At 74.8% G+C, this 24,116-nt stretch carries 21 protein-coding genes, 1 tRNA gene and 1 pseudogene; 15 read left to right on the top strand and 8 right to left on the bottom strand.

Annotation, left to right across the window (positions count from 1 at the left end):
• Window positions 1-2: 2 nt before the first annotated feature.
• The 3 genes from ACL02O_RS03695 to ACL02O_RS03685 are packed head-to-tail and all read left to right on the top strand — an operon-like array spanning window position 3 to window position 2,029.
• A complete protein-coding gene (locus ACL02O_RS03695) occupies window positions 3-1,556 on the top strand; it encodes a GTPase domain-containing protein (RefSeq protein WP_412816501.1) in 1,554 nt (517 codons plus the stop codon).
• Window positions 1,543-1,743, top strand: a complete 201-nt coding sequence (locus ACL02O_RS03690; RefSeq protein ID WP_412816500.1) for a hypothetical protein — start codon at window positions 1,543-1,545, stop codon at window positions 1,741-1,743. The genes ACL02O_RS03695 and ACL02O_RS03690 overlap by 14 nt, the downstream gene beginning before the upstream one ends.
• A complete protein-coding gene (locus ACL02O_RS03685; RefSeq protein WP_412816499.1) occupies window positions 1,730-2,029 on the top strand; it encodes a hypothetical protein in 300 nt (99 codons plus the stop codon). Before ACL02O_RS03690 ends, ACL02O_RS03685 begins: the two co-directional genes overlap by 14 nt.
• On the opposite strand, the gene ACL02O_RS03680 is transcribed toward ACL02O_RS03685, so the two are convergent.
• From ACL02O_RS03680 to ACL02O_RS03665, 4 genes are read right to left on the bottom strand one after another with little or no spacing between them, the layout of a single operon-like run.
• Complete coding sequence (locus ACL02O_RS03680) at window positions 2,026-6,159, bottom strand: SAV_2336 N-terminal domain-related protein (RefSeq protein WP_412816498.1); 4,134 nt, start codon at window positions 6,157-6,159, stop codon at window positions 2,026-2,028. The two genes, ACL02O_RS03685 and ACL02O_RS03680, sit on opposite strands and share 4 nt — an antisense overlap.
• Complete coding sequence (locus tag ACL02O_RS03675; RefSeq protein WP_412816497.1) at window positions 6,149-7,141, bottom strand: AAA family ATPase; 993 nt, start codon at window positions 7,139-7,141, stop codon at window positions 6,149-6,151. Before ACL02O_RS03675 ends, ACL02O_RS03680 begins: the two co-directional genes overlap by 11 nt.
• A 9-nt stretch (window positions 7,142-7,150) precedes the next feature.
• The gene (locus ACL02O_RS03670; RefSeq protein WP_412816496.1) at window positions 7,151-8,884 is read right to left on the bottom strand and encodes a VMAP-C domain-containing protein; all 1,734 of its coding nucleotides are present in this window, start codon (window positions 8,882-8,884) and stop codon (window positions 7,151-7,153) included.
• Window positions 8,881-9,228: a CU044_2847 family protein gene (locus ACL02O_RS03665; RefSeq protein ID WP_412816495.1), complete on the bottom strand. Its 348-nt coding sequence runs from the start codon at window positions 9,226-9,228 to the stop codon at window positions 8,881-8,883. The genes ACL02O_RS03670 and ACL02O_RS03665 overlap by 4 nt, the downstream gene beginning before the upstream one ends.
• Before the next feature lie 234 nt (window positions 9,229-9,462).
• Between ACL02O_RS03665 and fdh the strand changes: the two genes are divergently transcribed.
• The 10 genes from fdh (at window position 9,463) to ACL02O_RS03615 (ending at window position 20,525) form a co-directional block, all read left to right on the top strand.
• Window positions 9,463-12,789, top strand: coding sequence for a formate dehydrogenase (gene fdh / locus ACL02O_RS03660; RefSeq protein WP_412816494.1), 3,327 nt, complete (start codon window positions 9,463-9,465; stop codon window positions 12,787-12,789).
• The gene (locus ACL02O_RS03655; RefSeq protein ID WP_412816493.1) at window positions 12,782-13,825 is read left to right on the top strand and encodes a 4Fe-4S dicluster domain-containing protein; all 1,044 of its coding nucleotides are present in this window, start codon (window positions 12,782-12,784) and stop codon (window positions 13,823-13,825) included. Before fdh ends, ACL02O_RS03655 begins: the two co-directional genes overlap by 8 nt.
• On the top strand, window positions 13,822-15,186 hold the full coding sequence (nrfD, locus tag ACL02O_RS03650; RefSeq protein WP_412816492.1) for an NrfD/PsrC family molybdoenzyme membrane anchor subunit: 1,365 nt from the start codon (window positions 13,822-13,824) through the stop codon (window positions 15,184-15,186). Before ACL02O_RS03655 ends, nrfD begins: the two co-directional genes overlap by 4 nt.
• Before the next feature lie 40 nt (window positions 15,187-15,226).
• Window positions 15,227-16,513: an L-lactate MFS transporter gene (locus ACL02O_RS03645; RefSeq protein WP_459560880.1), complete on the top strand. Its 1,287-nt coding sequence runs from the start codon at window positions 15,227-15,229 to the stop codon at window positions 16,511-16,513.
• Window positions 16,514-16,573: 60 nt separating this feature from the next.
• Window positions 16,574-16,669, top strand: a tRNA-Sec gene (locus ACL02O_RS03640).
• A gap of 24 nt (window positions 16,670-16,693) precedes the next feature.
• Window positions 16,694-17,986: an L-seryl-tRNA(Sec) selenium transferase gene (selA, locus tag ACL02O_RS03635; protein WP_412816490.1), complete on the top strand. Its 1,293-nt coding sequence runs from the start codon at window positions 16,694-16,696 to the stop codon at window positions 17,984-17,986.
• A gap of 2 nt (window positions 17,987-17,988) precedes the next feature.
• On the top strand, window positions 17,989-19,752 hold the full coding sequence (selB, locus tag ACL02O_RS03630) for a selenocysteine-specific translation elongation factor (protein WP_412816489.1): 1,764 nt from the start codon (window positions 17,989-17,991) through the stop codon (window positions 19,750-19,752).
• Between the two features lie 44 nt (window positions 19,753-19,796).
• Entirely contained in the window at window positions 19,797-19,994 is a 198-nt protein-coding gene (locus ACL02O_RS03625) for a hypothetical protein (RefSeq protein ID WP_412816488.1), read from the top strand.
• Window positions 19,994-20,275 carry a hypothetical protein gene (locus ACL02O_RS03620; RefSeq protein ID WP_412816487.1) on the top strand — a complete coding sequence of 94 codons (282 nt, stop codon included), beginning with the start codon at window positions 19,994-19,996 and terminating at the stop codon, window positions 20,273-20,275. Before ACL02O_RS03625 ends, ACL02O_RS03620 begins: the two co-directional genes overlap by 1 nt.
• Before the next feature lie 70 nt (window positions 20,276-20,345).
• Entirely contained in the window at window positions 20,346-20,525 is a 180-nt protein-coding gene (locus ACL02O_RS03615) for a hypothetical protein (RefSeq protein ID WP_412816486.1), read from the top strand.
• A 3-nt stretch (window positions 20,526-20,528) separates the two neighbouring features.
• Here the strand turns inward: ACL02O_RS03615 and ACL02O_RS03610 are convergent, their stop codons facing one another.
• The gene (locus ACL02O_RS03610) at window positions 20,529-21,185 is read right to left on the bottom strand and encodes an HhH-GDP family DNA glycosylase (RefSeq protein ID WP_412816485.1); all 657 of its coding nucleotides are present in this window, start codon (window positions 21,183-21,185) and stop codon (window positions 20,529-20,531) included.
• A 127-nt stretch (window positions 21,186-21,312) separates the two neighbouring features.
• Here ACL02O_RS03610 and ACL02O_RS03605 point away from each other — a divergent pair, with 127 nt between their 5' ends.
• Window positions 21,313-21,519 carry a hypothetical protein gene (locus ACL02O_RS03605; protein WP_412816484.1) on the top strand — a complete coding sequence of 69 codons (207 nt, stop codon included), beginning with the start codon at window positions 21,313-21,315 and terminating at the stop codon, window positions 21,517-21,519.
• On the opposite strand, the gene ACL02O_RS03600 is transcribed toward ACL02O_RS03605, so the two are convergent.
• From ACL02O_RS03600 to ACL02O_RS03590, 3 genes are all read right to left on the bottom strand, one after another.
• Window positions 21,516-21,992, bottom strand: a complete 477-nt coding sequence (locus tag ACL02O_RS03600; RefSeq protein WP_412816483.1) for a hypothetical protein — start codon at window positions 21,990-21,992, stop codon at window positions 21,516-21,518. The genes ACL02O_RS03605 and ACL02O_RS03600 overlap by 4 nt on opposite strands.
• Window positions 21,989-22,198 (bottom strand): phosphatidylethanolamine-binding protein, encoded by a 210-nt coding sequence (locus ACL02O_RS03595; protein WP_412816482.1) that lies wholly within the window; start codon window positions 22,196-22,198, stop codon window positions 21,989-21,991. Before ACL02O_RS03595 ends, ACL02O_RS03600 begins: the two co-directional genes overlap by 4 nt.
• Before the next feature lie 63 nt (window positions 22,199-22,261).
• Window positions 22,262-23,143 carry a universal stress protein gene (locus tag ACL02O_RS03590; protein ID WP_412816481.1) on the bottom strand — a complete coding sequence of 294 codons (882 nt, stop codon included), beginning with the start codon at window positions 23,141-23,143 and terminating at the stop codon, window positions 22,262-22,264.
• 126 nt (window positions 23,144-23,269) lie between these two features.
• Here ACL02O_RS03590 and ACL02O_RS03585 point away from each other — a divergent pair.
• Window positions 23,270-24,018, top strand: a pseudogene (locus ACL02O_RS03585) (SAM-dependent methyltransferase).
• Window positions 24,019-24,116: the final 98 nt, after the last annotated feature.

Here is a 24,116-nt window from a genome sequence, read left to right as displayed (position 1 = left end):
CGGTGTCCGCCCCGGCCGCGGTCCTGCTGATGCTCGCCGCCTGCCTGGCGTTGACCGGCTACCTTCTGGCCGCGGTGACGGTGGCGCCGCTGGCCCTGTTCGCCCTCCTCCTCGGCGGCCTCGCCGGGCTGGTGCTGGGCCTGGTCGAGGCGACGCGCGTACTGGGCGGGCTGACCGACCCGCCCCGCGTCCGCACCCCGCGTGACGAGTTCACCGGGGAGGGTGGGGGCCGGTTCGGGCGGTACCGGCAGGACTACGCCTGGGTCCACTACGCCCACCGGCAGGCCGGCTACGACCTGCGGCAGGTCGTCGAGCGCTGCCGCGATCACGTCGCCGGGCTGTGGAGTCGTAGCTGGCGGGCCCTGCCCCGGATGCGCCGCTACCATCTCCGCCTGATCGACCCGGACCTCGACCCCGACAGCCCGCACGCCACGGCCCGGTCCCGGACCTGGACGGTCATCCTCAGCTGGCCGCTGCTCACGCTGCCCGCCGCCGGGCTCGCCGGCCTCACCGTCGGCGCCGTGGCCGCCCTGCTCCTGCTCAGCCTGGTCGTGGTGCTGGTCGCGGTGCCCGCCTGGCTGGTGGCGGTGGCCGGCACCGGGCTGCTGCGGGTGGCCGACCACCGCAGGCAGCTGCGGCGCGGCACGGAGATCTGCTGTCCACGCTGCTATTTCCTCATCGACCTGCCGGAGTACCGGTGCCCCGGTGAGCACCCGCAGGAGACGCCGGCCGGTGCCGACCGGCACCGGATGCTGCGCCCCGGCCTGCGCGGGCTGTGGCGCCGGCGGTGCGGCTGCGGGACCCTGCTACCGGTACGGGCGGCGGCCGCGGGCGCCCGGCTGGCCGCGGCCTGTCCCAAGTGCGGCACCCGCCTCGCGGCGGGCAGCGGACGGAGCACCGAGGTCCGCGTCGCGCTGTTCGGCGCGGCCGGCGCCGGCAAGACCACACTGGTCGAAGCCATGGTCACCGGGCTGGTCGCACGGTTTCCACCTGACCGGCGCACGGTCAGTCGGCGAACCGGCGGCGGTGACCGGCTCCGGCCGGAGGTGGTGACCGTGACCCTTCGGAGCCACGGCGCGGACCAGCGGATCCAGCTCTTCGACGCGCCCGGCCGTGGGCTGGACGACCCGGTGGTCTGCCGGTCGTACGCGTACCTGCACGAGACGCGTCACTTCGTGTTCGTTCTGGACGCGTTCTCCGTGGTCACCAGTGCCGGCGCCGGGTCGGCGCCGCCCCGGTCCGATCCGGTCGACGCGTACGAGGTGGTGGTGGCCGGCCTGCGGCACCGGGGGATGGACACCGGCCGGTGCCGGCTGGCCGTCGTGGTGACCGGGGCCGACCGGCTGCCCCTGGCGGCACGGCCGGAGCGCGATCACCTCCGGCCGTGGCTGGACGGGCAGGGTCTGGACCAGTTGGTGGTCGCGGCCACCCGGGACTTCGCCGAGGTGGGGTTCTTTCTCGCCGGCCGGGGTGATCAGGACTCGGCGGAGCCGCTGCGGTGGCTGCTGCGCGGCGACCGCCTGATCCGGGGGGAGGCCCTTCGTGCGCTCCGCTGACCTGCCCTCGTCGTACCGGGCGTACCGCCTGGTGATCCTGGGGGTGACCGGCGCCGCGACGATCGCGCTGGCGGCCTGGGCCGCGTGGGTGGGGCTGCCGCAGGGGGCGGGCCGGTGGGCCGCGCAGGTGCTGGACGCCTGCTGGGCGGTGTGGAAGGTGTTCGGCTGGTCCATTGGCCAGTCGTGAGCCAGCTTCCCGGGCTGGCTACCAGTTCGGTGTCTCCGAGGGCATCCACGGCTGGCTGGCGGCCGCCGAAACCGCGGAGCTGGCGGTGCAGCTTGACCGGTTGGACCTGCCCCGGTACGAGCCCGCATTCGCCACGATGACCGACCGGCGCAAGCGTGACGGTTTCACGGATGACGAATTGTCGTACGTGCGCACCGTGGCGACGATCGCCGCTGGCGCCGGCCGGGCCCTCTGGGGCAACGACGTGTCCGCGGAAGCCTGGGGCGAGTTCGGCGTTTCCCGTTAGGGTCGCCCGCCGGTGCCCGGGCCCTCGCGCAACAGTCGAGCCCGGACCCGGTGCCGCTCGGCCGCCGTCCGGTCGCCCACCCGCTCCCACAGCCTGGCGAGCTCCTGGTGCCCTTGGACCAGCCGGGCGCGCAGGGCATCGTCGGCCGGGTTGTCGCGGAACAGTCGGGCCAGCACGTCGCACGCCTCGGTCATTGCCTCGATGGCGGCGTCCGCGAGGCCGGTCTCGGCGAGCACCCGCGCCTGCTGACGCAGCACCTCGGCCAGGTCGGCACCGTACCGGCCCGGGTCGGCGGTGGCCAGGCGCCGGTGCAGGACGACCACCTCGCGGAGCGCGACCACGGCCTCGCCCCGCCGTTCGAGGTCGCGCAGGAGCAGCGCCTGGCAGTAGCGGGCCCTGGCCAGCTCGGCCACCGGCAACCCGGTGTCGGTCGCGGCCCGGTACAGGGTAACCGCCTCGTCGCAGGTGAGTAGCGCCTGCTCGGGCGTGCCGACGTCCGCGAGGTCCAGCGCCTGCCGGAGCAGGGCCCGACCCAGTGCCACGGTGTGCGACGCCGGATCGGCGGCGTGCAGTTCCCGCCGGTGGCGTACGCAGTCGTTCTCGGCGGCGACGGCGGCGGCGGGTTCACCCCGCAGCCGGTGCAGCGCGGCCAGCGCGGCGAGCGCGCCGGCCAGCAGCGAGGCCGGGCCGGGGCGCGCCTCCGCCGCGGCCAGCTCACGGCCGTGCGTCACCGCCGCGCGGGCCGCCTCCAGGCCCTCTTCGGTACGCCCGAGCTCGTGCAGCAGACGGGCCCGCCGGACCTCGGCGGCGCACAGCAGGGCGAGGGAGCCGTCCTCGGCGCGCGGTGGCAGGCGCTGGTACTGCGCGACCGCCCGGTTGGCGGCGCTCAGCGCCTGCACGGTCAGCCCGGCGTGGAACAGGTGCTCGGCCTGCGCGTCCAGCGTGCCGGCCAGCCGCCGCCCGAGCCGTTCCACGGCCGGCGGCCGGGCGCGGTCGGCCAGGCGCGCCCGCAGCTCCACCTCCTCGGCGAGCACGGCGGTCATCTCGCTGAAGGACCCGTCGGCCAGCAGCCGCTCCCGGTGCCGGGTCAGCGCCTCGGCCAGCCACGGCCGCTGCCGGTCCCAGCCGTCCAGCCGCCGGATGCCCGCGACGAGTCGTTCCGACACCGGCGCGGGTTGGTCGGCGAAGAGGACCGCGGGATCGGGCAGGCCGTCGGCGACGGCCCGCAGCGCGGACTCCGGGGTCGCCGGGTCCGCCACCAACCGGCGCAGCCGGTCGACCAGCGCGGGCGGGATCACCGAGGTCCGGGACCGGGTCTGTTCGAGCAGGGCGAGCAGCAGCGCCGGCCGGTCGCCCACCACCCGCCACAGCGGTTCGGCGAGCCAGGGCTCCCGGTGACACCCCGGGCCGAGGACCTGCATCGCCCGGCGGAGCTGGTCGGTGGGACGATCCGCGAGGACGTCGGTGACGACGGCGGGGTTGGCCCGGACGGCGGGTACGGCGATCTCGAACCGGAGGTCGTCCGGCTTGACCGTTCCCCAGTAGCCGCCGGCGCCGTCGGGGTAGAGCTCGTGCAGCCAGTTCGCCAACCGGTGCAGGGTTGCCCGGTCCGCGGTCTGCTCCGGGCGCAGCCGGCCGATCACCTCGTGGGCGTCGCGGGCGGTGGCGGCGCCGTACAGTGCGGCGGCTGCGACGTACTCGTCGAGTTCACCCGGCCGGGCGTACGAGATCTGCGCGCCGACCGCGGTGGCCTCCCAGTACCGGCGCTCCTGCGTGAGGGCCCAGGTCACGGCGCGGGACAGGACGGCCGGCGTCGGCCCGGGAAGCGTGCGTACGAGCATCCGCAACGCCGCCAGGTGCAGGGTGACCGGCGCGGCGTACCGGTCGTCGCTCACATCGGGCAGCCGCAACCCCTCGGCGTGCGGACGCCAGTGGTCGGTGCCGCCGGCGCTGTCGAGCGCGGTGGCGAGGTCGGTCAATGCGTGACGCAACGCGTCCTGCCGCTCCCGGCCGGCCGGCCAGGGTGGGGCCAGCCGGTGCACGGGGGCGTCGCGGACCAGCCCTGTCGGGTCGGCCCGCAGCAGCTCCTGCCACCAGTCGCCGGTGGCCCGGGCGACGAGAAGCAGGCGCACCGGCGTGCCGGCGGCGGCTGCTGCCAGTTCCCGCCGTATTACGTCGGCGCGGGTCTCGGCCCGGTCGATCACGACCATCCGAGCACCGTCGGCGCGCGGGAGCGTGCAGTGGAGGTCCGCCCCGGGGTGGGCCCGGGCCGGCCACGCCGCGTCGTGCCGGGTCAGCAGTTCGACCACCAGCCTGGTCTTGCCGACGCCCGGTCCACCGGTCAGCACCCGCACCGACGTGCCCCGGGCGTCGTACCAGCGGTCCAGTTCGGCCAGCTCCGTCGCCCGGCCGGTGCAGCGCACCACCCGTCGCTGCGGCGCAAGCAGGTCGCCCGGGGTGGCACCCGGACCGGCCTGCTCGGATCCGGGGACGGCCGCCCTGTCGGCGGGGCTCTCCGCACCGGTCGGCGTGCCGTCGTCGGGGTCCGCGGCGGAAGGTGTGTCGTCGGTCGGGTCCGGCCCGGGCTCGCCCGGACGCGACCCGGACCGGTCGAGGCGGGCCAGCCCGACGCTGTTGACCACGGCGAAGGGGCGGCTGTCGGAGGCGACGCCGGGGCTGCCGGGTCCCGGGCTGAGCGCGGTGAAGTGGTCGCGGGCGACGCCCATCCGGGCCTGTACCGACCGGGAGAGCTGCTCCAGCAGCTCACCGGCCCGGAACAGCTCGGGCCGGGTCAGGGTGTCCAGCAGCAACGGCTGCACCCCCTCGACGAACCGGTACCGGCCGGCGCGCGCGTCGACCACCCGCAACAGCCCGCTGAGCAGCACCTCGGCGAGCTGAGCCGGGGTGGACCGGCGGAACATGGCCTGCTGGATGTAGCGGATCACGGGCAGCACCGGTTCGCTCATCGCCACGTAGCCGGCGAGCTGAAACGCCTCGCGCGAGGCGGCGGCGCGGAACTGGCGTACCCGCTGCGCCGGCGTCGGCGCTGCGCCGGGCCGCGCCGGGCCGGCGTGTTCCGGTTCGCCGGTGACCACGGTGACGGCCGCGGTGACCGCCGGGGCGCCGGCCACGAGCCGGGCCCAGCGGCCCACCCAGGGCGAAGCGATCTCCAGTACCGGCACCACGGTGCCGCGCGGTGCCGGCAGCCCGTCGAACGGGCTGAACCGTAGGTCGGTGTTGGGCGCACCGGGCCGGGGCGCGCTGAGCAGGCCCGCCACCGTGCGTCCGGCGGTACGCGACCACATCCGCTCGGGCAGTGGTTGCAGGACGGCCACCGGACCGTGCCGGGCCCACCGGTGCAGCAGGGCACCGGCGTCGCCGGTGTGCCAGGACCGGTCCACGCAGTCACTCAGCACGAGGACGACCCGCCGGCCGCTCGGGTCGACGAGTTCGGCGGCGTGACGCGGCTCGCCCTGCCAGGTCGACAGCACCGCCCGGCCGGCGTCGTCACGGTTCAGGCGCCATCGGCCGACCTGCCGGAACGTGCCCGACCCGGCCAGGGTGCCCGCCACCGCCGTGGCCAGCTCCCGCCACATGGCCATCGACGCGCTGGTGTCCACCACGACGGCGAGGTCCAGCCACCTTTCGGTGGCCGGAACCATGACCGCCGGCCAGGGTCGGTCGATCAGCAGGTGCTCGGCGGCGGCCCGGACCGTCGCCTCCTCGTCGAGGATGTGCTCGCGTGAGGACGGGACCCGCCGCGTCAGCGGGCGCAGCGCCCGTTGCAGGCCCAGGCGGTCGGCGAGCGCGATCGATCCGGGCACCGTGATTTCGCTGGCCCGGACGGTTCCCGGCTCGGCCGGGGGCACGTGCAGGCTGGTGGGCGCCGGCCGGGGCGGCGCGGGCACGGGGGGCGGCTCCGGCGCGGCGTCGGCGACCGGGGCCGGCGGCTCCGGCGCGACCTCGCCGGGTTCCGGCAATTCCGCGTGGTCGGCGGTGTCCGGCGACGCCGCGACGGTGGGGCCCCGCGGGCGCAGGTGGTGGCTCAGCCAGAGCGCCTCGGCGAGTTCCCGGCCGGTCGGGTCGCCACCGACCGCGGTGATCGCGGCAAGGAGCCGGTCAACCGTCATCGGACCGGCGGGACAGGTGAGCCATGACCTTCTCGGCGAGCTGGAGCCGGTCCACCCCACCGGACCGTCCCGCCTGGTCGGTCAGGTAGATCGCGTTGAGCAGCTGGTCGGTGGCCAGATCCCCCGGGTCGCGGCGGTCGAGGAAACGCCGGATCAGGTCGGCGCTGCTCTGGGCGAGGTCGTCGAGATGGGCGCCGACGATCGCGGAGAGCTTCTCGGCGTCGGGCTGAGGGAGGGTCACCTGGATGCAGCGGCGGAGGAACGCGGGCGGGAACTCGCGCTCGTCGTTGCTGGTCATCACGATGATCGGAAAGGCCCGGCAGCGCACCTGGCCGTTGTGCACGGGTACCCGCACGGTGCTGTCCGCGGTCATCACCGACGCGTCGGGCGAGTGGTCGGCCTGCCGTACCAGCTCGGGGATCTCGTAGGACCCGTCTTCGAAGATCGTCAGCAGGTCGTTGGGCAGGTCCAGGTCACCCTTGTCGACCTCGTCGACGAGCAGCACCCGGGGGCGGTCCGCCGGCAGCAGGGCGGTACCGAGCGGGCCGAGGCGGATGAACCGGCCGAGGTCCTCCGTCCCGGCGTCGCCGCGTTTCGTCTGGTACAGCCGGGCGAGCGGGTCGTACTGGTAGAGGCCGTCCTTGACGGTGACCCGGCTGGTGATGTTCCAGCGCAGTGGACGGCCGAGTCTCAGCTCGTGCGCGATCGCGGACGCCAGGGTGGACTTCCCGGTGCCGGGTCGTCCGGTGACCAGCAGCGGACGGCGCAGGTAGACCGCCGCGTTGACCAGTTCGACGGTCTCCCGGTCCGGCCGGTACCGGTCGCCGCGCAGGGCGTCGGCAGGGGTCTCGTCGACCTGCGGGGCGGTGGGTGTGGCGTCGGCGTCGAACACCCGCCAGGGCGGTGGGTCGGGCAGCCGCTCGATGCCGTCGTGCGGGACGCCGGTCCCCTCGTAGATCCACCAGCCCGGTCGCTCGGACACGTCCGCTCCTCACTCCGCGAAGCCCAGCGCGGCGGGCCTCCGCCGCGGTTCGTCCCACAGCAGTGTCACGTCCCGCCCACAGTGCTCCGGATCGTCGCTCAGCCCCGCCTCGGCGCGCAGATCGCGGATCTGCGTGGGCAGGTCGTCGCCGCGCAGTCCGCGCAGCCGCTCGACCATCTCGGCCCGGAACCGGGTGCCCGCGCACGCCGTCGTCGCCTCGATGTGCACGTCGCAGGCGGCGCGCCGCCACAGCAGCGCCGGCACCCCGCTGGCCACTGCCCGGTGGATGTGCTGGTCGGCGGCCCACGGCCCGGCCAGGCCGAGCGCGACCGGCGGGGGGTTCACCCACAGCCACGCCTGGAACTTCTGCGGCTCAAGGGTGGGCGTGGAGCATTCCAGCCACCGCATCATGGTGTCCAACGTGCCGGGGTCGTCGCGCAGGCGCCGCGCCCGTTTCTCGATCTCGTGCGGGGCCGGGGAGTCGAACCACTCCAGGTCCCGCACCACGACGGGCCCCTGCCAGCCCAGCGGCACGTCCAGCCCGCCGGCCCAGGTGTCCACCTCCCAGCCGAGCAGGCCCCGGGGCAGGACGAACTCGACGCCGATCGTCTCGCAGGACAGGGGCAGCCGGGCGTACGCCCCGGGCAGCGACCGTTCGACGGCGGCCCGGACCTTCGCCCGCGGGACCTCCTCGTCGAGGACCGGTTCGTCCAGCTCGCCGTCGGGGCCGGTCGCGGTCCAGATGGTGAGGTGGCACAGCCGGCGGGAGCCGCCGGTAGGAGCGATTCGCACCACCACCCAGCCCTGCCGGGCCGGTTCGTCGGCGAGCGCCACGGCCGCCGGTGTGCGGTCGGTGCCCCAGCCGTGTTGGCCGGTCCAGCCGTGCAGGGCCTCTCGGCGTTCGGGCACCCGCTTGCCGACCTCCCGGAGCAGCCCGACGACCAGATCACGGACTTGTTCGTCGGTGTAGGTCGTGATGACCGCGAGGAATTCCGCCACGGCCAGCACCGAGGGCAGCCGGCGGCGGGGGGCGGGCGGCGCGGGGTGCCCGGCCAGCACGTCCAAAAGCAGCGCGTGCGCCTCCGGCAGGTGGACGTCGTGGAGGATGTCGCGCAGCTCCCGGTAGGGCGCCGGGCCGAACGGCCCGAGCGGGATCCGCTCGGCGAGTTGCGGCCACTGCCGGTGGAGTTCGTCCACGGGCAGGATCACGCCGCTTCCGCTCGTGCCGTCGCGGTCCGCGGAGATCACCATGCCGATCACCTCGTCCGTGCCGCAGACGTACGCGGCCGATCCGCTGTAGCCCTCCCGCAGCACGAACCCGGTGTCGTCGACGGGCGTCGTCTGGCAGGCCCGGCCGGCCAGTCGCGGATGGGGGTCGGCGCGGAAGTAGGAGATCTGGCCGCTGCCGGTGTACCCGCTGGGAAAGCCGAACGCGGCCAGCTTCTGCTCGGCGAAGATCTCCACGGCGTGCAGCGGCGCGAGCCGGGCCGGCTCCAGCCCGACCAGCTCGTCGAGGCGGACCACCGCGACGTCGCCCTCCCCGGCCCCGGGCGTCCACGGGCCGCGGTACACGACGGTGCCGGGCACGCTGTGATCGCGGCCCAGGGCCAGGAACGACACCGTCGCCGCCGGCCGGTCGCCGACGACGTGCGCGCAGGTGAGGACGTGCCGGTCGTCGATCAGGAAGCCGCTACCGCGGGTCGCGGCCGCGACCCGCGCGTGCCATCGCGGTAGGTGGTTCACTGCCGGGCGGCCTCGCCCCCGGTCGGCCTGGCGGACCAGGTCAGCTTGACCGTCAGGTGGGCGTCCATCCCGGTCCTGGCGAACACGGCGCCCGCCTCGGCGGTGAAGTTCACCCCGAACTCGATCTCGATGTCGTCGGGGCGGTGCACGGCGGCGCGGAAGGTGTTCAGCGCCTTCTGCGCGGCCACGTTGATCTCCCGCAGGCCGGTCTCGAACCGCTTGCGGGCCTCGACGATCTTCTCCTCGTCGAGACCGGCCTCGCCGAACCCGGTCTCGCGGCGGTGAATCTCGAAGAAGACCTCGTCGCCGTCGTCGGTGCGTACGCGCATCAGCTCGGTTGCCACCACGACCTCCCCGTCGGACCGGATGCCGTCGATGATCAACCACAGGTCGGGCTTCTGCTGTCGGATGCCTGACTGAAGACAGTCTCGACTTCATGGTCCGGCCGTCGCGCCGACGCCGACCGGCCGACCGGTCTCCGGGACGGGCCGTTTGGCGGCTCCGGTCGCGCCGTTTCACCGGCTGGCCTAGTGTTCATGAGGTCAGCTCCGCGGGCGGGGACGGGAGGGTGTTCCGGGATGGGTGTGAAGACCTTCATCCAGGGTTGGCCGGTCTACCGGCAGCTCACCGGCACGGACCCGCTGGGTCGGGGCGCGGCGGCCCGATCGGGCCGATCGGCGGCCCTGAGCGCGCGCACCGAGACCGCCGACGGCATGGCCCGCTCGGTCTGCCCGTACTGCGCGGTGGGCTGCGGGCAGCGGGTGTACGTCAAGGACGGTCAGGTCACCCAGATCGAGGGCGACCCGGACAGCCCGATCTCCCGCGGCCGGCTCTGCCCGAAGGGCTCGGCCAGCAAGAGCCTGGTCACCAGCCCGCTGCGGCAGACCAAGGTCCGCTACCGCCGGCCGTACGGCACGGAGTGGGAGGACCTGGATCTCGACGTCGCGCTCGACATGATCGCCGACCGGATCCTCGCCGCCCGCGACGAGACCTGGGAGGACGTCGACGACGAGGGCCGGCCGCTGAACCGGACGCTCGGCATCGCCAGCCTCGGCGGGGCGACGTTGGACAACGAGGAGAACTACCTCATCAAGAAGTTGTTCACGGCGGCCGGGGCACTGCAGATCGAGAACCAGGCCCGGATTTGACACTCCGCCACCGTCCCCGGTCTGGGGACCAGCTTCGGTCGCGGCGGCGCGACAGTCTTCCAGCAGGACCTGGCCAACGCTGACGTCATCGTCATCCAGGGCTCGAACATGGCCGAGGCCCACCCGGTGGGCTTCCAGTGGGTGATGGAGGCCAGGAAGCGGGGGGCCAAGGTCTTCCACATCGACCCGCGGTTCACCCGGACCAGCGCGGTCGCCGACACGTACCTGCCGATCCGGGCGGGCACCGACATCGCGCTGCTCGGCGGCGTGGTGCGGTACATCCTGGAGAACGAGCTGGACTTCCGGGAGTACGTGCTGGCGTACACCAACGCCGCCACCATCGTCAGCGAGCAGTTCGCCGACACCGAGGACCTGGACGGCCTCTTCTCCGGCTACCAGCCGGAGACCGGCTCCTACAACGAGACCAGCTGGCAGTACGAGGGGCACGAGGAACGCACCCGGATCAGGGGAACCGGCCGGGAGCGCGACAGCGCGGCGGGCATGCGGCACGAGTCGCACGGAATGCCGCTGCCGGCGGACGTCCAGCGCGACGAGACGCTGCAGCACCCGCACTGCGTCTACCAGATCCTCAGGCGGCACTTCTCCCGGTACACCCCGGAGATGGTGGAGCGGGTCTGCGGCATCCCGCAGGAGAAGTTCCTCGAACTGGCCCGCGCCTGGACGGAGAACTCCGGCCGGGAGCGGACCGGCGCGCTGGTCTACTCGGTGGGCTGGACCCAGCACAGCGTCGGCGTGCAGTACATCCGGACCGGGGCGATCATCCAGACCCTGCTGGGCAACGTCGGCCGCCCCGGCGGCGGCGTGCTGGCCCTCCGCGGGCACGCCAGCATCCAGGGTTCCACGGACATCCCGACCCTGTTCAACCTGCTGCCGGGCTACCTGCCGATGCCGCACCACGCCACCCACGCGACCTTCGACGACTGGGTGAACCGGATCCGCCACCCCGGGCAGAAGGGCTTCTGGGGCAGCGCGCGAGCCTTCGCGGCCAGTCTGCTCAAGGCCTACTGGGGTGACGCGGCGACGCCGGAGAACGACTTCTGCTACGGCTACCTGCCGCGGATGACCGGCGACCACGGGACGTACCAGACGGTGCTGAACATGATCGACGGCCACGTGAAGGGCTACTTCCTGCTCGGCCAGAACCCGGCCGTCGGCTCGGCGCACGGCCGCGCCCAGCGACTCGGCATGGCCAACCTCGACTGGCTGGTCGTCCGCGACCTGTTCATGATCGAGAGCGCCACGTTCTGGAAGAACAGCCCCGAGGTGGCCACCGGCGAGATCGTGCCGGAGGAGTGCCGCACCGAGGTGTTCTTCCTGCCGGCCGCCTCGCACGTGGAGAAGGAGGGCACCTTCACCCAGACCCAGCGACTGCTCCAGTGGCGGGAGAAGGCCCTCGACCCGCCGGGTGACTGCCGGTCCGAGCTGTGGTTCTTCTACCACCTCGGCCGGGTGCTGCGGGAGAAGCTGGCCGCCTCCACCAATCCGCGCGACCGCGCCTTGCTCGACCTCACCTGGGACTACCCGACGCACGGTCCGCACGCCGAGCCGAGCGCCGAGGCGGTGCTGAAGGAGATCAACGGGTACGAGGTGGCCACCGGCCGCCCGCTGTCCTCGTTCCTCGATGCGAAGGAGGACGGCGCCACCGCGATCGGCTGCTGGATCTACAGTGGCGTCTACGCCGACGGGGTCAACCAGGCCGCCCGCCGCAAGTCCCGGCACGAGCAGGACTGGGTGGCCGCCGAGTGGGGCTGGGCGTGGCCGGCGAACCGGCGCATCCTCTACAACCGCGCCTCCGCCGACCCGCAGGGCCGCCCGTGGAGCGAGCGGAAGCGATACGTCTGGTGGGACGCGGACAGGAGCGAGTGGACCGGCCGCGACGTGCCGGACTTCGAGAAGACCAAGCCGCCGACGTACCGGCCGCCGGAGGGCGCCTCCGGCCCGGAGGCCCTCGCCGGTGACGACCCGTTCATCATGCAGAGCGACGGCAAGGCGTGGCTCTACGCGCCCAGTGGGCTGCTGGACGGCCCGCTGCCCACCCACTACGAGCCGGCCGAGTCCCCGCTGCGCAACCCGCTGTACGGGCAGCAGGCCAACCCGACCCGCAAGATCTACGAGCACCCGGTGAACCGGATGAACCCGAGCCCGCCGGAGCCGCACGCCCAGGTCTTCCCGTACGTCTTCACGGTCAGCCGGCTCACCGAGCACCACACCGCCGGCGGGATGAGCCGCACCGTACGACCGCTCGCCGAACTCCAGCCGGAGATGTTCGTGGAGGTCTCCCCGGAACTGGCCGCCGAGGCCGGGCTGGCGCACCTGGGCTGGGCGCACCTGGTCAGCGGGCGCGCGGTGATCGAGGCGAAGGTGCTGGTGACCGACCGGCTCACCCCGCTACGGGTGGACGGCCGGACGATCCACCAGCTCTGGCTGCCGTACCACTTCGGCACCGAGGGCCTGGTCACCGGCGACTCGGCCAACGACCTGTTCGGCATCACCCTGGACCCGAACGTGCTCATCCAGGAGAGCAAGGTCGGCACCTGTGACGTCCGGCCCGGCCGGCGGCCCACCGGGCAGGCGCTGCTCGACCTGGTCGGCGACTACCAGCGGCGGGCCGGCATGACACCGAACCGGAAGGTGCCGGTCGTGACCACCGACGCGGTCGGCGGGCCCGCCGCCGGCGAGCACACCGAGGAGTCACCCGAGCAGGCGGCGCGGGACGACGGGGGCGGGGATGCCTGACACCAACAGCCTCTACGGTCCGCTCGACCCGGCGCCGGACGCCGGCTGGGTCGACGCCGGCCCCCGGATGGGGTTCTTCACCGACACCAGCGTCTGCATCGGCTGCAAGGCCTGCGAGGTCGCCTGCAAGGAGTGGAACGCCGTCCCCGAGTCGGGCTTCGACCTGCTCGGCATGTCGTACGACAACACCGGCGCGTTGACCGCCAACTCGTGGCGGCACGTCGCCTTCATCGAGCAGCCGCGCCCGGCCGGGCACCGCACCCCGCCGTTCGAGGGGGACCCGACCGGCCCGGCGGCCAGCCCGGCCAGCGCCGCCACCGCCGCCGGCACGGTGAACCACACCGGCACCGATCCCGGCGTACCCCCGGGTCGGTCGGAGGCGGCCGCGCGGATGGCCGCCGGACCGGAGTTCCTCGGCATGCCCGGCGCGCAGCCGCCCGGACGGGCCACCGACGCGGAGTCCCGGACGGACTTCCGCTGGCTGATGATGTCGGACGTCTGCAAGCACTGCACCCACGCCGCCTGCCTGGACGTCTGCCCGACCGGTTCGCTGTTCCGCACCGAGTTCGGCACCGTGGTCGTGCAGGAGGACATCTGCAACGGCTGCGGCTACTGCATCTCCGCCTGCCCGTACGGGGTGATCGACCAGCGTGAGGGCGATGGCCGGGCGTGGAAGTGCACGCTCTGCTACGACCGGCTCGGCGCCGGCATGACACCCGCCTGCGCGCAGGCCTGCCCGACCGAGTCCATCCAGTACGGCCCCTTAACGGAGCTGCGGGAGCGCGCCGCGCAGCGGGTCACCGCGCTGCACCAGCGGGGGGTGCCGGAGGCCCGCCTCTACGGGCACGACCCCACCGACGGCGTCGGCGGTGACGGCGCGTTCTTCCTGCTCCTCGACGAGCCGGAGGTGTACGGCCTGCCGCCGGACCCGGTGGTCACCACCCGGGACCTGCCGCGGATGTGGAAGCGGGCCGGGCTGGCCGCCCTGGCCATGGCGGCGGCGGCCGTCGCCGCGTTCGTCGGAGGTTCATCGTGAGTCCGGAGCGCGCCCCGGTGGGCGACCTGTTCCGCCGGTTCCGGGAGCGGCTCGCCGCGGAGGGGCCCGAGCGCTTCGGCGGGCCGGGCCGGCACCCCGGGCACGGCCCGAAGATGACGCCGGCGCCCGGTGGCGCTCCCGCCGTCCGGGCGGGCGAGCCCGGCGCCCCGCGCAACGGGCGGCCGGCGAGCAACGGCACCGGACCGGTCCCGGCCGGCTCGGAGCGGGGCAGCCGGGCCACCGGCACCGGCACGGGTGTGGCCCGTTCCGACCGGGGTGCCCGCGACCGCGGCCTGGCCCCGTACCCGCCGCGCGATGTCGCGCCGGCCGAGCCCCGACGGCGTGGCCGCAAGGGCGGCGGCGGGGAGCAGTTGACCGTGCCGCCGGCCGAGTTCACCTCCTACTACGGCCGGCCGATTCTCAAGGCCCCGGTGTGGCGGTGGGACATCGCCGCGTACCTGTTCACCGGTGGCCTCGCCGCCGGGTCTTCGCTGCTGGCCGCGGGTGGGCAGCTCACCGGGCGGCCGGCGCTGCGCCGCGCCGGCCGGGTCACCTCGCTGGCGGCGGTCACCGCCAGCGCGTACTTCCTCGTCCACGACCTGGGCAGGCCGAGCCGGTTCCACCACATGCTGCGGATGGCGAAGCTGACCTCACCGATGAGCGTGGGCACCTGGATCCTCACCACCTTCGGCCCGGCCGCCGGGATCGCCGCGGCCGCCGAGGCCGCGCCCTGGCTGCCCGAACGCGGGCTGCTCGGCCTCGGCCGCAAACTGCTGCCCCCGGCCGGTCAGGCCGCGGGGCTGCTCGCCGCGGCCACCGCGCCGGCGCTGGCCACGTACACCGGCGTGCTGCTCGCCGACACGGCGGTGCCGTCCTGGCACGAGGCGTACCCGGAACTGCCGACCATCTTCGCGGGCAGCGCCCTGGCCAGCGGCGCCGGCGTTGGCCTGCTCGCCGCGCCCACCGCGCAGGCTGGCCCGGCACGGCGCTTCGCCGTCGCCGGCGCGGCCCTGGAACTGTGGGGCTCGCACCGGGTCGAGAACCGGCTCGGCCTGCTCAGCGAGCCGTACGGCACCGGCACTGCCGGCAGGTTGCTGCGCGCCGGACGGGCGCTGACCGCCGCGGGCGTCGCCGGGGCGCTCGCCGGTCGCCGCAGCCGGGTCATCTCGGCGCTGTCCGGCGGCGCCCTGCTGGCCGCCTCGGTCTGCACCCGGTTCGGCATCTTCCACGGTGGGGTCGCCTCGGCGAAGGACCCGAAGTACACCGTGGTCCCGCAGCGCGAACGCGTAAAGCGGCGGGAGCAGGGGACATCAGACGTCAGCGGGCCGGGCGCCGGCCCGAATCCGGGGGTCGACACGTAACGAGGCGCCAGGCCCATGAGCCGATACGGGGGTACCGCTCATGGCCACAACAGCCGCGGGTTCGCGCGGTCGACAGCCGACACGGGGCCGATGGGGTCTCGTGCTGGCAGCCGTGCTCGTCCAGCTCGCGCTCGGCGCGGTGTACGCGTGGAGCGTGTTCAACAAGCCGCTGCAGGCCGAGTTCGGGTGGAGCAAGGCCGAGGTGGTGCTGCCGTTCGAGGTGGCGATCGGCACCATCTTCATCGGCAGCCTGGTGGGCGGGCGCATCCAGGACCGCCGGGGGCCGCGGCCGGTGGCGCTCGGTGGCGGGGTCCTCTACGCCGTCGGCACCATGCTGGCGTCGCTGGTGTCGTCGAGCGATCAGCTGTGGCTGCTGCTGCTCACCTACGGGGTGCTGGGCGGCATCGGGCTCGGCGCCGCGTACATCACCCCGATCGCGATGCTCAGCAAGTGGTTCCCCGACAGACGCGGGCTGATCACCGGCATCGCCGTGGCCGGCTTCGGCTTCGGCGCGGTGATCACCGCACCGGTGGCCAAGGCGCTGCTCGCCGGGACCAACCACAAGACCAGCGTCTTCCTGCCCCTGGGCGTCGCCTACCTGGTTGCCGTGCTGCTCGGGGCGTCCTTCTTCCGCAACCCGCCGACCGGGTACCAGGTTCCCGGCTTCACCCCGGCGGTCGGCGGCCGGGCGGTCGCCGGCACCCGGGTCTACACCTTCGGCGAGGCCCTGCGCACCCGGCAGTGGTACCTGCTCACCCTGATCCTGACCCTCAACGTGACCTGCGGTATCGCGCTGATCTCCCAGGCTGCGGACGCCGCCCAGGCGGTCGCCGGGGCGAGCGCCGCCACCGCCGCCGGACTGGTCGGCATCCTCGGCCTGTTCAACGGCGGCGGGCGGGTGGCCTGGGCGTGGCTCTCCGACCGGATCGGCCGGATGCCCGCGTTTCTCGGGATGCTCGCGCTGCAGGGCGTCTGCTTCCTGATCCTGCCGCACGCGGCCGCCTTCTGGCTCTTCGCGCTGCTCGCCGCCCTGGTGTACCTCGCCTACGGCGGCGGCTTCGGCACGATGCCGGCGACCGCGGCCGACTACTTCGGCACCCCGAACGCCGGTGGCATCTACGGCGCGATGATCGTGGCCTGGAGCCTCGGGGGAGTGGTGGGTCCGCTGCTCACCGCCGTGTTGTACGACGCCAGCGGCAAGAGCTACACGCTGCCGTTCACGGTCATCGGCATCCTCGCCTTCGTCTCGCTGGTGCTCCCGCCGATCACCCGGCTGCCCACGGCGCCCGGCCGCCCGCGACCCCACTTCCAGACGCCCGGACCCTGAACCGGGACGGGCTGCGCCCTCCGCGGGCGGGCGGAAACCGCATGTGGTTAAGTGCTGGTTGGAGGCGTTCAGGCGGCTGGTGCCCCTCCCGGTCTTCAAAACCGGTGTGGTCCGGGACCCGGGCCAGGCGGGTTCGATTCCCGTCCGTCTCCGCCAAGCGACATTTTGGGGGCTGACCCGATGCGTGAGGCCGACCCGCGGCGGCGGGTGCCGCGCACCGACACGCTGCTCGCCGATCCCGGGCTGGCCGCCGCTGTCGGCACGCTCGGCCGCGACCGGGTGAAGGCGGCCATCGTCCGCGCCCAGCAGCGTGCCCGCAGCGGCGAGATCAGCCCCGGCGAGGTACGCGACGCCGCGCTGGCCGACCTGCCCGCGCCGGCGCCCCGGATGGTGCTCAACGCCACCGGCGTGGTGCTGCACACCAACCTCGGCCGTGCTCCGCTGTCCGCCGCCGCCGTCGACGCCCTCGTGGCCGCCGCCGGGCACACCGACGTGGAGCTGGACCTGCGCACCGGACGGCGGGCCCGGCGCGGTCGGGACACGCTCGCCGCGCTCGCCGCCGCCGTGCCGGACGCGCCCGCGGTGCACGTGGTCAACAACGGCGCCGCCGCCCTGGTGCTCGCCGCCACCGCCCTCGCGGCCGACCGGGAGATCGTGGTCAGTCGCGGCGAGTTGGTCGAGATCGGCGACGGCTTTCGCCTGCCCGACCTGCTGGAGTGCACCGGGGCGCGGCTGCGGGAGGTCGGCACCACCAACCGCACCACCCTCGCCGACTATGCCGCGGCCGTCGGGCCGCGTACCAGTTTCGTGCTCAAGGTGCACCCGTCGAACTTCGTGGTCAGCGGGTTCACCTCCGCCGTGCCGGTCCGGCAGTTGGCCACCCTCGGCGTTCCGGTGGTCGCCGACATCGGCTCCGGCCTGCTCGCCCCCGACCCGCTGCTGCCCGACGAGCCGGACGCCGCGAGCACCCTGCGGGCCGGCGCCCACCTGGTCACCGCCAGCGGCGACAAGCTGCTCGGCGGCCCGCAGGCCGGGCTGCTGCTCGGCGCGGCCGACCTGGTGGAGCGGCTGCGCCGGCACCCGCTCGCGCGGGCGCTGCGGGTCGACAAGCTCACCCTGGCCGCGCTCGCCGCCACCCTGCACGGCCCGACCACGCCCACCCGCCAAGCGTTGCACGCCGAGCCTGGCGCCCAGCGCGAGCGCACCGAACGGCTGCGCGACCGGCTCGGCGAGGACGGCTGCAAGGCCGAGGTCGTGCCGAGCGCCGCCGTGGTCGGCGGGGGTGGCGCCCCTGGCGTGGAACTCGACTCCTGGGCGCTGAGCCTGCCCGAGCGGTACGCCGAGCCGCTGCGTACCGGCGAACCGCCGATCCTCGGCCGGGTGCTGCACGGCCGGCTCCTGCTCGACCTGCGCTGCGTGCCGGCCGGCGCCGACGAGGCGCTCCGCGCGGCGGTGCTGCGGGTGGGGGGCTGACCGTGTGGGTCCTCGCCACCGCCGGGCACGTCGACCACGGCAAGTCCACCCTGGTCCGGGCGCTGACCGGGATGGATCCCGACCGCTGGGCGGAGGAACGCCGCCGGGGCATGACCATCGACCTCGGCTTCGCCTGGACCGCCCTGCCCTCCGGTGGCACCGTCGCCTTCGTCGACGTGCCCGGGCACGAGCGGTTCGTGCCGAACATGCTCGCCGGGGTCGGCCCGGTTCCGGCCGCGCTGATCGTGGTCGGGGCCGACGAGGGCTGGATGCCGCAGTCCGCCGAGCACCTGGCCGCCCTGGACGCGCTCGGGGTGTCGTACGGGCTGCTGGCGGTCACCCGCGCGGACCTGGCCGACCCGGGGCCGGCCCTGGCCCGGGCCCGCAAGGAGATCTCCGCGACCTCCCTCGGCGAGGTGGAGGCGGTGGCGGTCAGCGGCGTCAGCGGAGCCGGCCTGCCCGAGCTGCGCGCGGCCCTGGACCGGCTCGTCGCCCGGCTGCCCGCTCCGGCGCTCGACGCCCCGGTGCGGCTGTGGGTGGACCGGTCCTTCACCATCCGGGGCAGCGGCACCGTGGTCACCGGCACGCTCGGTGGTGGCCGGCTGCGGGTCGGCGACCAGCTCGAACTGGCCGCCACCGGGCAGCAGGTACGGGTCCGGGGCCTGCACTCGTTGAACGCCGCCCGGGTCGAGGTCGACGCGGTGGCCCGGGTCGCGGTGAATCTGCGTGGCGTGTCGCGGGACCGGGTGGCCCGGGGCGACGCCCTGCTCAGTCCAGGACGGTTCCGGCTGACGGAGCTGCTCGACGTGCGGCTCGCCGGAGACCCGGCCGCCGACCTGCCGGCCACCCTCACCCTGCACGTGGGTTCCGCCGCCGTGCCGGTGCGGGTCCGCCCGCTCGGCCCGGACACCGTGCGGCTACGGCTGTCCCGCCCGCTGCCGCTGCTGATCGGCGACCGGGCCCTGCTGCGCGATCCCGGCCGGCACCATGTGGCCGGCGGGGTGACCGTGCTGGACGTGGACCCGCCGCCGCTGCGCCGGCGGGGCGCCGCCGTCGCCCGGGCCGCCGTCCTCGCCGGACTCGACGGTAGGCCCGACCTCGCCGGGGAGCTGCGTCGCCGGCACCTCGTGCGGGCCGGCGAGCTGACCCGGATGGGGGTGAGGGTGGCCGGCCCCCCGGTCGCCGGGGACTGGCTGGCCGATCCGGCGCACTGGCGGGCCCTGGGCGCACGCCTCACCGACGAGGTCGCCCGGTACGGCCGGGAGCACCCCCTCGAACCGGGCGTGCCGGTCGACGTGCTGCGCCAGCGTCTCGGCCTGCCCGACCGCGCCCTGGTCGAGGCGCTGCTGCGGCCGCCGCTGCGGCTGCGGTCCGGCCGGGTCACCGCCGCCGTGGCCGACGCGCTGCCCGACCCGGTCGCCCGCGCCGTCGAGCGGGTCCGCGCCGAGTACGGCGACCGGCCGTTCCAGGCGCCGGAGGCGCACCGCCTGATCGACCTCGGTCTCGGCCCCCGGGAGATCGGCGCGGCGGTGCGGGCCGGCGCTCTGCTGAGACTCGCCGACAACGTGGTGCTGCTGCCCGGGGCGCTCGACGACGCGGTCCGGGTGCTCGCCCGGCTGCCGCAGCCGTTCACGCTCAGTGCCGCCCGCCAGGCCCTCGGCACCACCCGGCGGGTGGCGGTGCCCCTGCTGGAGCTGCTGGACCGCCGCGGCGCCACCCGCCGGTTGCCGGACGACGCCCGTGAGGTGGTGGCCCCGCCCCGCTGACGGAAGTGGCGTCGGCGGCCCACCCGGTCACCTACGGTGACGCCATGGACCCTTCCGCGGTCTGGCGGGACAAGAACCACAAGTGGCGGATCGAGGCGTACCGGGCACCGGACCTGCGGTTCGCCATCTTCGCCACGAACGGGACCACCGAGTCCGCGCCGCTGTGGCTGTTCGGGATGTCCGCGCTGGCCCGGTGGTTGATGACCCACGCGATCTCCCTGGACGACCTGGAGAACGACTGATGGCCGGTCAGCTCGCCCTGGTGCTGATCCTGGTTCTGATCAGCCCGGCGCTCTCCGGCAGCGAGATGGCGATGGCCCTGGTGACGTTGCGTGAGGGGCAGCTGCGGCGGCTGGGCCGAGCCGGTCCGGCGCTGGGCGCTGCTCAGCGCCGCGCTGCTGGACCGGCTGGCCCGGCTGTCCCGGCCGGCGGTGTGGCTGCTCAGCCGACCCCCGACGTCCTGGTCCGGCTGGCCGGGCGGGGACCCGCGCGCGGCCCGGCCGCCGGCCGCCCGGAGCGGTGACACCGGCTCCGGTCGGGGAATCTTGCGCGAAACGGCTCGAAACCGTCCGGAACGGTCGTATCGTGCGGGCGTGAGAGACCGAGGATTCCGGACGTTCATCACCTTGCTCGCCGGGCTCGCCGTCATCTACTTCGGAGCCACCGGGAATCGCCAGAACGGCGGGGAGGGTGGCATCTCCGGCGGTGTGGTGCTGCTGGCGCTGCTCGCCTCGGCGCTGGCCTGGAACCTCACCAAGCCGGCGGCCAAGTAGCCCTCAGCGGGCGGCGGCCGCCGTCCGGCTGACCTCGCCCGCCGACTCCTCGCCGAGCGCCACCCGGACCAGCGCCGACGCCAACCGCCCGAACTCGCCCTCGCCGACCAGGCCGGCCAGCCCGCTCGGGTTCGCAGGCAGGCCCAGCCGCCGGGCCCCGGTCAGGGCCCGCCGGTCGGCGTACGGGCGCACGTCCGGCCAGACCGTCTGCGCCTCGCGCAGAAAGATGTCCGCCCCGGTGGGGCCGATGCCGGGGAACTCCGTCAGCAGCCGGCGCAGCACGGTGCGGTCCCCGTCCGCCTCCTTGTGCATCCGGCGCAGGTCCCCGTGCCACCGGTCAAGGCAGAGCCGGGCGCCGGTGCCGAGCATGGTGGCGGTGCGTTCGTCGTAGCGCCGGTAGTGGCCGCGGCCGAGCGCGTCGACCCGGTCCTGCCAGCTCGCCGCCTCCATCGCCTGCGGCGTGCGGTAGCCCGCCGTGAAGAGCTCCCGGGCCGCGGCGAGCGCCACCGACGCCCGGATCCGGGTGCTCAGCAGCATGCTGAGCACCAGCAGTTGGTAGAGCGGCCCGGGCCGGTCGGCGAGCGGGATCCCGCCCTCCTCCGCGTACGTGCGACCCTGCCGGTCGAGCAGCACCCGCGCCACGTTCCGATCGTTCGGCATCCCTGCCGGGTACCCCTGCCAGGCCGGTCCAGACGCCGGCCCGGGGTCGGAATGTGCCCGGCGGCGGCGGGTACCCGGGTGACGTGCGCGGCCGACGCCGTGCGCTCCCACCGGGAAGGAGAGACCCGTGGTCAATCCGCAGCAGCAGGAGTTCCGCCGCAACAACCGGGGCGCCACCAGCCAGGACAGCAAGGGTCCCGGCGCGGCCGGGAGCCCGCGCAACAGCGGGACGTCCAATGCGGACGTCGGCCGGCCGGTCCCGAAGGGGCAGGTGTCGCCGTACGGTCCGGCGGGCGAGCCGGTGGCCGAGGACGAGAGCAACCGGCGAAGCTAACGGCCCCGCCGCGACGGCGGCCGCAGCCTCCACCAGGTGGCTGCGGCCGCCATCCCGTATGCCAGGTGCGGTACGAGGTCCGACACCCAGTCCGATCGCCGCCAGGTCCGGGGGTCACTGACCCCCAGCACCGCCAGCGACCCGTCGGACGACGCCATCACCCCACCACCGAGCAGGCCGATGGCCGCGGCCAGCGGTATTCGGCGTCGGGCGGCCAACACGCCGAATACGGCGCCGGCGGCGATGCCGATGCCGTAACCGATCACCGGGCCGAGGCCGGAGCGGCGGTTCGCCCCCTGCTCCCCGGGCCCGAGGTCAACGTGCGCGACATCCGCCAGGCGGCCCGCGGTCCGCTCCGGCGTACTGCTCACCGGGCGGGCCCGGACCGCGATGTCCAGGTAGCTGACGATGTTCAACGCGGCGCTGCCGACGGCGCCGGCGATGGCGCCGTCGACCACCGGGGCGGCCCTCACTTCGGGTCGCCCGGTTCACGCTCGCCCTTGGGGCCGAAGGTCCGCTCGCCCCGGACGATGCCGCGCTGGCCGCGGTCCTCCTGCAGGATCCGGTTCGCGACCTGGTTCGCCTCCTGGTCGGCGGCGCGCCCGGAATTCTCGATCAGATCGCGCAGTCGCGACCGTTCCTTGTCGTACGCGTTGCTGCCCGGCCGTGGTCCTGGCATCCCTGCCTCCTCCGGTCGCAGTGGCTATGCGACCGTCTACCCGCCCCGCGCGGGACCAACCGTTCAGCCGGGGGCGCGGACCACGGCGACCGGGCAGTCGGCGTGGTGCAGCACGCCCTGGCTCACCGAACCCAGCAGCAGCCCGGTCAGCTCGCCCCGGCCCTGCGCGCCGACGACCATCAGCTGGGCCGTGCGGGAGGCCTCGGTGAGCACGCCGACCGGCCGCCCGTGCGTCACCTCACGGGTCACCGGCACCTCGGGCCAGCGCTCACCCAACCCGCTCAGCGACTCGGCCAGGATCCGGTCCTCCTCGCCGCGCAGCTGGCCCTCCTCGTAGACCAGCGGCTGCATGTCGCCGGGCCCGACGGAGACCGGGTGGGTGTAGGCGTGCACGGCGTGCAGCCGGGCGCCCCGCACGGACGCCTCCTCGGCGGCGAACTCCACGGCCGGGCGGGACCGCGCCGAGCCGTCCACCCCGACCACCACCGGGCCGGCCGGGCGGCCCGCGCCGCGCGCCACCAGGACCGGGCAGTCGGCGTACGCGGCGACCTGGATCGCCACCGAGCCGACCACCAGGGCGGCGAAACCGCCGAGCCCCCGATCGCCGACCACGATCATGGCGGCCGAGGGGGCCTCGCCGAGCAGCGCGGCCGACGCCTCGCCATCGATGATCTCTCCGGAGACCCGCAGCCCGGGTGCCGCGGCCTCCGCCTCGGCGACCGCAGCGGTGACGATCTCCTCCGCCTGGTGCCGCAGGCCACCGCCGGGCGGCCCTCCGGCGGGCGCCTGCACGGACACGCGCAGCAACGGCCAGATGAACCCGTGCACCACCCGCAGCGGCCGGTGCCGTCGGGTGGCCTCCCCGGCCGCCAGGCGTACGGCCCGCAGCGCCGGCTCCGAGCCGTCCACGCCGACCACCACCGCCGCGCCGTTCGCCGAGTTCACCCGTACCTCCCTGACCGCCCGCCCGCGGCCAGTATCGCGGCCAGCGCGGTTTCACCGGGGCGATACCGCCGCAGCCGACCCCGTCGGTGCGCTGGCGTGCACCGCCCGAGGAAGGGAGCCTCGTCGATGGTCGAGCCCGACCAGCCGAGCACCGCCCGCATGATCGATTTCTGGCTCGGCGGCGAGCACCACTTCCCGGTCGACGTGGCCGCGGCCCGGGCCTTCGAGGGCGCGTACGGCCCCTGTGCGGCGGCGATCTTCCGGTCGCTGCGCGACTTCCTCGGCCGGGCGGTCCGGTCGATCGCCGACGAAGGCGTGGACGGCTTCCTGGTCTTCGGGGCCGGGGTGCCGTCCCGCGGCAACGTGCACGAGGTGGTCCCGGACGCCACGGTGCTGTACACCGACGTGGATCCGGTGACCGTCCGGCTCGGCCAGCGCCTGCTCGCCGGCAGTGACCGGGCGGGGTACGGCTTCGGCGACGCCACCGACATCGGCACGATCGATCCGGCCCAGCTGCACCGGTTCGTGCCCGGTGGGGGAGGAGGCCGGTCGGCCTGGTCTTCCTCGGGCTGGCCGCCTTTCTCGACGACACCACCCTGGCCGGTACTCTCGACGAGCTGTTCGAGGCGGTCGCGCCGGGCAGCTTCCTGGCGATCGACTTCGACGCCGAGGAGTTGCGCGCCTACCCGGAGGCCCTCGCGATGATGGGGCCGGCGTTCCGGATGCGGCCGCCTGCGGCGTTCGCGCCGTTGCTGGGGCGCTGGCAGCCGACGTCCGACGGCATCGTGCCGGTCGCCGCATGGCGCGCCGAGGCTGCGCCGGAGGCGGTGCCGGACGCCTTCTACGGCGCGGTCGCCGTGAAGCCGGCCGGCTGAGCCGACCCGTCACCGTCCGGGTCGGCCGGCGGCCGGTCTCGGCGGGCGGCGGGCACCGGCCGTTCGCGCAGGTCCGTGGCCCGACCGGCCGGTGCCCG

The organism is Micromonospora mangrovicola, from assembly GCF_047200535.1.
Taxonomy (GTDB): domain Bacteria; phylum Actinomycetota; class Actinomycetes; order Mycobacteriales; family Micromonosporaceae; genus Micromonospora.
Note: the sequence above shows the minus strand (reverse complement) of the source record. Positions and strands in the feature narration are given on the sequence as shown.

Bases quoted from the DNA above. Each gene is read 5' to 3' on its own strand.
- ACL02O_RS03680 (WP_412816498.1), bottom strand. From the start codon at position 6,159: ATGACGGTTGACCGGCTCCTTGCCGCGATCACCGCGGTCGGTGGCGAC.
- ACL02O_RS03655 (WP_412816493.1), top strand. From the start codon at position 12,782: ATGCCTGACACCAACAGCCTCTACGGTCCGCTCGACCCGGCGCCGGAC.
- ACL02O_RS03645 (WP_459560880.1), top strand. From the start codon at position 15,227: ATGGCCACAACAGCCGCGGGTTCGCGCGGTCGACAGCCGACACGGGGC.
- selA (WP_412816490.1), top strand. From the start codon at position 16,694: ATGCGTGAGGCCGACCCGCGGCGGCGGGTGCCGCGCACCGACACGCTG.
- ACL02O_RS03625 (WP_412816488.1), top strand. From the start codon at position 19,797: ATGGACCCTTCCGCGGTCTGGCGGGACAAGAACCACAAGTGGCGGATC.
- ACL02O_RS03620 (WP_412816487.1), top strand. From the start codon at position 19,994: ATGGCCGGTCAGCTCGCCCTGGTGCTGATCCTGGTTCTGATCAGCCCG.
- ACL02O_RS03610 (WP_412816485.1), bottom strand. From the start codon at position 21,185: ATGCCGAACGATCGGAACGTGGCGCGGGTGCTGCTCGACCGGCAGGGT.
- ACL02O_RS03595 (WP_412816482.1), bottom strand. From the start codon at position 22,198: ATGCCAGGACCACGGCCGGGCAGCAACGCGTACGACAAGGAACGGTCG.